This is a genomic window from Streptomyces sp. NPDC057474, from assembly GCF_042802555.1.
Taxonomy (GTDB): Bacteria; Actinomycetota; Actinomycetes; order Streptomycetales; family Streptomycetaceae; genus Streptomyces.
This window is the reverse complement of record NZ_JBHVDX010000117.1, coordinates 23,823-30,576: the sequence shown is the minus strand read 5'-3', so window position 1 is coordinate 30,576 and position 6,754 is coordinate 23,823. Positions and strand designations below refer to the sequence as shown.

Here is a 6,754-nt window from a genome sequence, read left to right as displayed (position 1 = left end):
GCGGCCGTCTCCAGGACGGCCGCCGCTTCCGCGAACCTCGGTTACTTCTCGCGCTCGTGGTACGTCTTCCGCGTGTGTTCCGTGTGGGCCCGCATGACCTCCGTGGCGCGCTGTTCGTCGCGGGCGGAGATCGCGGTGATGAGGTCGCGGTGTTCGATCCAGGACTGGTGGCCGCGTTGGCGGGCGACGGGGGTGTAGTACCAGCGGACGCGGCGGTCGACCTGGGCGGCGAGTTCGGCGAGGACCGTGTTGCCGGCCAGCTCCATGACCTTGGCGTGGAAGCGGGCGTTCATGGCGACGGCCGCGTCGACGTCGTCGGCGGCGACGGCTCGCTCGCCCTCCGCGCAGAGTTCCTCCAGGGCCGTGATGCCCGCCGTGCCGGCGTTCGCCGCGGCGAGGCGGGCGGCCTCGGCCTCCAACAGGGTGCGGACCGTGAGGAGTTGGTCGGCCTCCGCCTCCGTCGGCTCGTGGACGAAGGCGCCCTGTGCGGGCCGGAGGTCGACCCAGCCCTCGGTGTTGAGGCGTTGCAGGGCCTCGCGGACGGGCTGCCGGGACACCCCGAGGTGCCCGGCGAGTTCGTTCTCGACGAGGTGCTGGCCGGGGCGCAGCGCGCGCGTGGTGATGAGTTCGAGCAGGGCCTCGTAGACGCGGTCGCGCAGTGGGCCGGGGCGTTCGAGCTTGGGCACCGCACCTTGCGGAAGTCCTGTCGACAACATCGGGTCCCCCTCCAGAGCACCACTGGGTGTACTGCACACGGAAAGCCAACGGTCCGTACTGGAAGTCCAAGTCAACAGCCAGTATGGATTGTCTTTCGTCTACAGTCTACGACCCGCGATGACCAGGGGACCGACGGGTATGCCTCGTCACATCGCCGTGAACGCCCTGCTCACGGGCAACGGACGACCTGTCCCGCGTACGAGAGGTTGCCGCCGAAGCCGAAGAGGAGCACGGGGTCGCCGCTGGAGATCTCGCCGCGTTCGACGAGCTTGGAGAAGGCGAGGGGGATGCTGGCGGCCGAGGTGTTGCCGGACTCGACGACGTCCCGCGCGACCACGGCGTTGACCGCGCCGATCTTCGCGGCGAGGGGCTCGATGATGCGCAGGTTGGCCTGGTGGAGGACGACCGCGGCGAGGTCGGCGGGCGTGAGCCCGGCCTTGTCGCAGGCCGCGCGGGCGATGGGCGGCAGCTTGGTGGTGGCCCAGCGGTAGACGCTCTGCCCCTCCTGCGCGAAGCGCGCGGGGGTGCCCTCGATGCGTACGGCGTTCCCCATCTCGGGCACCGATCCCCACAGCACCGGCCCGATGCCGGGCTCCTCGGCGGCCTCGACGACGGCCGCGCCCGCCCCGTCCCCGACGAGGACACAGGTCGTGCGGTCGGTCCAGTCCGTGACCTCGGACATCTTGTCGGCGCCGATGACGAGCGCCCGGGTGGCGGCCCCCGCGCGCACGGCGTGGTCGGCGGTGGCGAGGGCGTGGGTGAACCCGGCACAGACGACGTTGACATCCATGGCGGCCGGGTGCGGGATGGAGAGCCGGTTCGCGACCCGCGCCGCCATGTTCGGGGAGCGGTCGACGGCGGTGGAGGTGGCGACCACGACCAGGTCGATGGCCTCCGGGCCGAGGCCGGCCGAGGCCAGCGCCTTGGCGGCGGCGTGGCCGGCCAGCTCGTCGACCGGTTCATCGGGTCCTGCGATGTGCCGGGTGCGAATGCCCACGCGGCTCGTGATCCACTCGTCACTCGTGTCGACCAGGCCCGCCAGGTCCTCGTTGGTGAGTACCTTGGCGGGCTGGTAATGGCCGACGGCAGCGATCCGCGAGCCGTTCATGGGTGGTTCCCCTCGTAGCCTGTGGTCAGCGGGATCCACCAGTCTGATGAGTGACTCACGGGTACGAGGACGGGTGAGGCGACAGTAAAGCGTGACCCGAGTTGTGGGCTTCTGTCAGACCTCAGGACGTCCGAACCCTCACCCCGTGAACAATTGCGTAGCCTTCCGTACGAGTTCGTACAGTCCGTAAGCGAGCGGCACCCCCACCCACACCCAGGCAAAGGCGATCAAGGGGCGCCGGTCAGGCGGATTCGGACTGCTGTCGCTGGACGACATCGACGGCCTCCCTCGGGGCGGGGATGTGGAAGCGGGGGTGGACGGGCCGGACCAGCTCGTTGGCGACGAAGCCGATCACGAGCAGCCCGATCATGATGAAGAAGGACGTGCCGTAGAGGTCGGGGCCTGACTTGCCCGCCTCCTCCTGCCGGTCCGCGATCCAGTTGACGATCAGCGGTCCGAGGACGCCTGCCGTGGACCAGGCGGTGAGCAGCCGGCCGTGGATGGCGCCGACCTGGTAGGTGCCGAAAAGGTCCTTCAGATAGGCGGGGATCGTGGCGAAGCCGCCGCCGTAGAAGGACAGGATGACCAGGGCGCAGATGATGAACAGCGGCTTGGCGGAGTCGCCGAACAGCGCGATCAGCAGATACATCAGCGCGCCGACGCCCAGGTAGACGCGGTAGATGTTCTTGCGTCCGATCAGGTCGGACGTCGACGACCAGACGATACGGCCGGTCATGTTGGCCGCCGAGAGCAGCGCGACGAAGCCCGCGGCCGCGGTGACGGTAACCGGGGTGGAGGATTCGGCGAAGAAGTCCGTGATCATCGGGGCGGCCTTCTCCAGGATGCCGATGCCCGCGGAGACGTTCATGCAGAGGATGACCCACAGGCACCAGAACTGCGGGGTGCGGATCGCGTTGCGGGCCGAGACCTGTGGGCCCTCCAGGACGCCCGGTCCGCTGTCGGCGCTCGCGCGGTCCTCGCTGCGCGGCACCCGGACGAGCAGCACGCCGAGCAGCATGAACACGGCGTACGACAGGCCGTGCACCAGGAAGGCGACGGCGATGCCGGAGGAGTCGGAGCCGAAGGACTCCAGCATCTGGGCGGACCACGGCGAGGCGATGAGCGCGCCACCACCGAAGCCCATGATCGCGATGCCGGTGGCCATGCCGGGCCGGTCCGGGAACCACTTGATCAGGGTCGAGACGGGCGAGATGTAGCCGATGCCGAGGCCTATGCCGCCGACGAAGCCATAGCCGAAGACGATCAGCCAGTACTGCTCGGTGGCCGCGCCGAGCGAGGCGATCAGGAAGCCGGAGGAGAAGCAGATCAGCGCCACGGTCATCGCCCAGCGCGGCCCGTTGCGCTCGACGAGGGTGCCGCCGAACGCGGCGGACAGGCCGAGCATGACGATGCCGAGCTGGAAGGGCAGGGCGCTCTGCGTGCCGCTGAGGCCGAGCGCGGATTCGAGCGGCGGCTTGAACACGCTCCAGGCGTAGGCCTGTCCGATGGAGAGATGGACGGAGAGCGCGGCCGGGGGAACGAGCCAGCGGCTCCAGCCCGGAGGCGCGACGGGGGGACTCATGATCCCGGACGGTAGGGAGTGACAAGGGAATTGGAAAGACGGCGCGTCGACCGTATGCGATGAGCGGTATCCACCGCGCGCCGAACGGTCACCCCTGCCGCTTTCGCCTTCGGGTCCGGGCCACGTCCCAGCGGCGGATCCCGGCGCCACGCCCTCGCGGCTCGTCCCGGCGCCACGCCCTCGCGGCTCGTCCCGGCGCCACGCCCTCGCGGCTCGTCCCGGCCACCTTCATGTCCGAGTAATGCCTTGCCCGTCCGCTGCGCGAACCCTTGCTGGGCCAACTTCCATACTGTAGACAATATTTCGTCGACAGAATCGGCAGTGCGCCATCTCCGCGGTATCCCTCGACCGAACGGAGCTCCCTCACCATGAAAGTCGCAGTTCTCGGCGCCGGTGCGATCGGCGCCTATGTCGGCGCCGCGCTCCACCGCGCCGGCGCGGACACGCATCTCGTCGCCCGTGGACCGCATCTAGCGGCCATGAGGCGGGACGGGGTGCGTGTGCTCAGCTCGCGCGGGGACTTCACGGCCCGCGCCCACGCCACCGACGACCCGGCCGAGATCGGCCCGGTCGACTTCGTCTTCCTGGGCCTCAAGGCCAACTCGTACGCGGCGTGCGGGCCGCTGATCGAGCCCTTGCTGCACAACACCACGGCGGTGATCGCCGCCCAGAACGGCATTCCCTGGTGGTACTTCCACCGGCACGGCGGCCCGCACGACGGTCACCGAGTCGAGAGCGTGGACCCGGCCGGCGCGGTCAGTGCGGTGCTCGCGCCCGAACGGGCCGTCGGCTGTGTCGTCTACGCGGCCACCGAGCTCGAAGGGCCCGGTGTCGTACGGCACTTGGAAGGCACCCGGTTCTCCATCGGCGAGCCGGACCGTACGGTCTCGGCGCGCTGCCGGGCGTTCAGCGAGGCCATGGTGGCCGGTGGTCTGAAGTGCCCGGTGGAGCCCGATCTCCGGGGCGACATCTGGATCAAGCTGCTCGGCAACATCTCGTTCAACCCGATCAGCGCCCTGGCAAGGGCGACCATGCGGCAGATGTGTCTGCACGGCGGCACCCGCAAGGTCATCGAGACGATGATGGCCGAGACGCTGGCCGTCGCCGAGGCTCTGGGCTGCGAGGTCGGCGTCTCCATCGAACGGCGGATGGCCGGCGCCGAACGCGTCGGCGACCACCGCACCTCCACGCTCCAGGACCTGGAGCGCGGCAAACCGCTGGAACTCGACGTCCTCCTGGCCGCCGTCGTCGAGCTGGCGGACATCACGGGTGTCGAGGTGCCCACACTCCGCACCGTCCACGCCATCTCGGACCTGCTCGCGCTGAGGAGCGCGGCATGAACTCCGACGAGCGCGGCATGAACTCCGACGAGCGCCGCATGAACCCTGAGGAGCACCGCATGAAGCCTGGGGACCGCCGATGAGGAAACGCGACCGCAGCCCGAAGACCTATACCCGGCTCACCCATCCCCTCGTCCGCGACTCCCGCGACGAGCCTTTCCGGCAGGCCGGTTGGGAGGAAGCGCTGGACCGGGCCGCCCGCGGCATCGAACGCAACCGCGGTGCCTTCGGCATGTTCTCCTGCGCCCGCGCCACCAATGAGATGAACTACGTGGCGCAGAAGTTCGCCCGTGTGGTCATGGGCACCAACAACGTCGACTCCTGCAACCGCACCTGTCACGCGCCGAGCGTCGCCGGTCTCTCGGCCGCCTTCGGCTCGGGCGGCGGCACCTCCTCGTACGAGGAGATCGAGCACACCGACGTCATCGTGATGTGGGGCTCCAACGCCCGCTTCGCGCACCCCATCTTCTTCCAGCACGTGCTGAAGGGCATCCACAGCGGCGCCCGGATGTACGCCGTCGACCCGAGGCGGACGTCCACCGCCGAGTGGGCGGAGAGCTGGATGGGGCTGAACGTCGGCACCGACATCCCGATGGCCCACGCGATCGGCCGCGAGATCATCCACGCGGGCCTCGCCAACAAGGCGTTCATCGAGCGGGCGACCACCGGCTTCGAGGAGTACAGGGCGCTCGTCGAACCATGGACGCTGTCGCTGGCCGAGAAGGTCACGGGCGTACCGGCCGCCGCCATACGGCAGTTGGCGCACGCGTACGCCCGTGCCGAGCGCGCCCAGCTGTGCTGGACGCTCGGCATCACCGAGCACCACAACGGCACGGACAACGTCCGCGCGCTGATCAACCTGTCGCTGCTGACAGGGCATGTAGGGCGGTACGCATCGGGGTTGCAGCCCCTGCGCGGCCAGAACAACGTGCAGGGCGGCGGCGACATGGGGGCCATCCCCAACCGGCTGCCCGGCTTTCAGGACATCCTCGATCCGGAGTCCCGGCTGAAGTTCGAGTCGGCCTGGGACACCGTGATCCAGCCGCACTACGGGCTGAACCTGACGGAGATGTTCGAGGCCATGGAGGAGGGCTCACTGAAGGCCGTGTACTGCATCGGGGAGAACCCGGCGCAGTCCGAGGCCGACAGCGAGCAGGCCGTACGGCGGATGGGGGAGCTGGAGTTCCTAGTCGTCCAGGACATCTTCCTGACGAAGACGGCCCGGCTGGCGGACGTCGTGCTGCCCGCGACCGCCGGGTGGGCGGAGACCGACGGCACAACGACCAACAGCGAACGGCGAGTTCAGCGCGTCCGCCGTGCCGTCACCCCGCCCGGGGAGGCCCGCGAGGACATCGACATCATCTGCGACCTGGCCTCCCGGCTCGGGCACGAGTGGAAGTACGCCGACGCCGAGGCCGTCTGGAACGAGCTGCGGTCGGTGTCTCCGGACCACTACGGGATGACGTACGAGCGCCTTGCGCAGGAGCAGGGCATCCAGTGGCCCTGCCCGGACACCGACAAGCTCGAACCGACGTACCTGCACGGCCGGTTGTGGGATCCCGACCCGGCGAACCGGGGCAGGCTCGCGCCCTTCGGGATCGTCCAGCACGATCCGCCCGTGGATCTGACGGACGAGCGGTTCCCGATCCGGCTGACCACCGGGCGGCGGCTGGACTCGTACAACACCGGTGTGCAGAGCGGCGGTTACGCCTCGCCGCTGAGGCGCGGGGAGTACATCGAGCTGTGCCCGGAGGACGCGGAGCGCTACGGGGTCGTGGTGGGCGAGGAGGTCCAGGTGTCCTCGCGGCGCGGGTCGGTGGTGGCACCGGTGTGGATCGACCTCGCCCTGCGGCCCGGCCTCGCCTTCATGACCATGCACTTTCCCGACGAGGTGGACACCAACCAGCTGACGATCGAGGCGAACTGCCCGATCGCGGGCACGGCGGAGTTCAAGGCGTCGGCGATCCGGATCGAGAAGCTGCCCGTCGCGACCATCGTGAGGTGACG

At 69.5% G+C, this 6,754-nt stretch carries 5 protein-coding genes; 2 read left to right on the top strand and 3 right to left on the bottom strand.

What is annotated here, in order from left to right; all coding sequences use genetic code 11:
- Positions 1-41 precede the first annotated feature (41 nt).
- The 3 genes from ACFU53_RS28210 to ACFU53_RS28200 all read right to left on the bottom strand — a co-directional run bounded on the left by ACFU53_RS28210 (position 42) and on the right by ACFU53_RS28200 (position 3,407).
- Positions 42-716, bottom strand: coding sequence for a GntR family transcriptional regulator (locus ACFU53_RS28210; RefSeq protein ID WP_383998167.1), 675 nt, complete (start codon positions 714-716; stop codon positions 42-44).
- 170 nt (positions 717-886) lie between these two features.
- A complete protein-coding gene (locus ACFU53_RS28205) occupies positions 887-1,825 on the bottom strand; it encodes a beta-ketoacyl-ACP synthase III (protein ID WP_383998164.1) in 939 nt (312 codons plus the stop codon).
- Positions 1,826-2,066: 241 nt separating this feature from the next.
- Positions 2,067-3,407 carry an OFA family MFS transporter gene (locus ACFU53_RS28200; RefSeq protein WP_383998161.1) on the bottom strand — a complete coding sequence of 447 codons (1,341 nt, stop codon included), beginning with the start codon at positions 3,405-3,407 and terminating at the stop codon, positions 2,067-2,069.
- A gap of 368 nt (positions 3,408-3,775) precedes the next feature.
- Between ACFU53_RS28200 and ACFU53_RS28195 the strand changes: the two genes are divergently transcribed.
- Entirely contained in the window at positions 3,776-4,747 is a 972-nt protein-coding gene (locus ACFU53_RS28195; RefSeq protein ID WP_383998158.1) for a 2-dehydropantoate 2-reductase, read from the top strand.
- Positions 4,748-4,826: 79 nt separating this feature from the next.
- A complete protein-coding gene (locus ACFU53_RS28190) occupies positions 4,827-6,752 on the top strand; it encodes a molybdopterin oxidoreductase family protein (RefSeq protein WP_383998155.1) in 1,926 nt (641 codons plus the stop codon).
- Positions 6,753-6,754 lie beyond the last annotated feature (2 nt).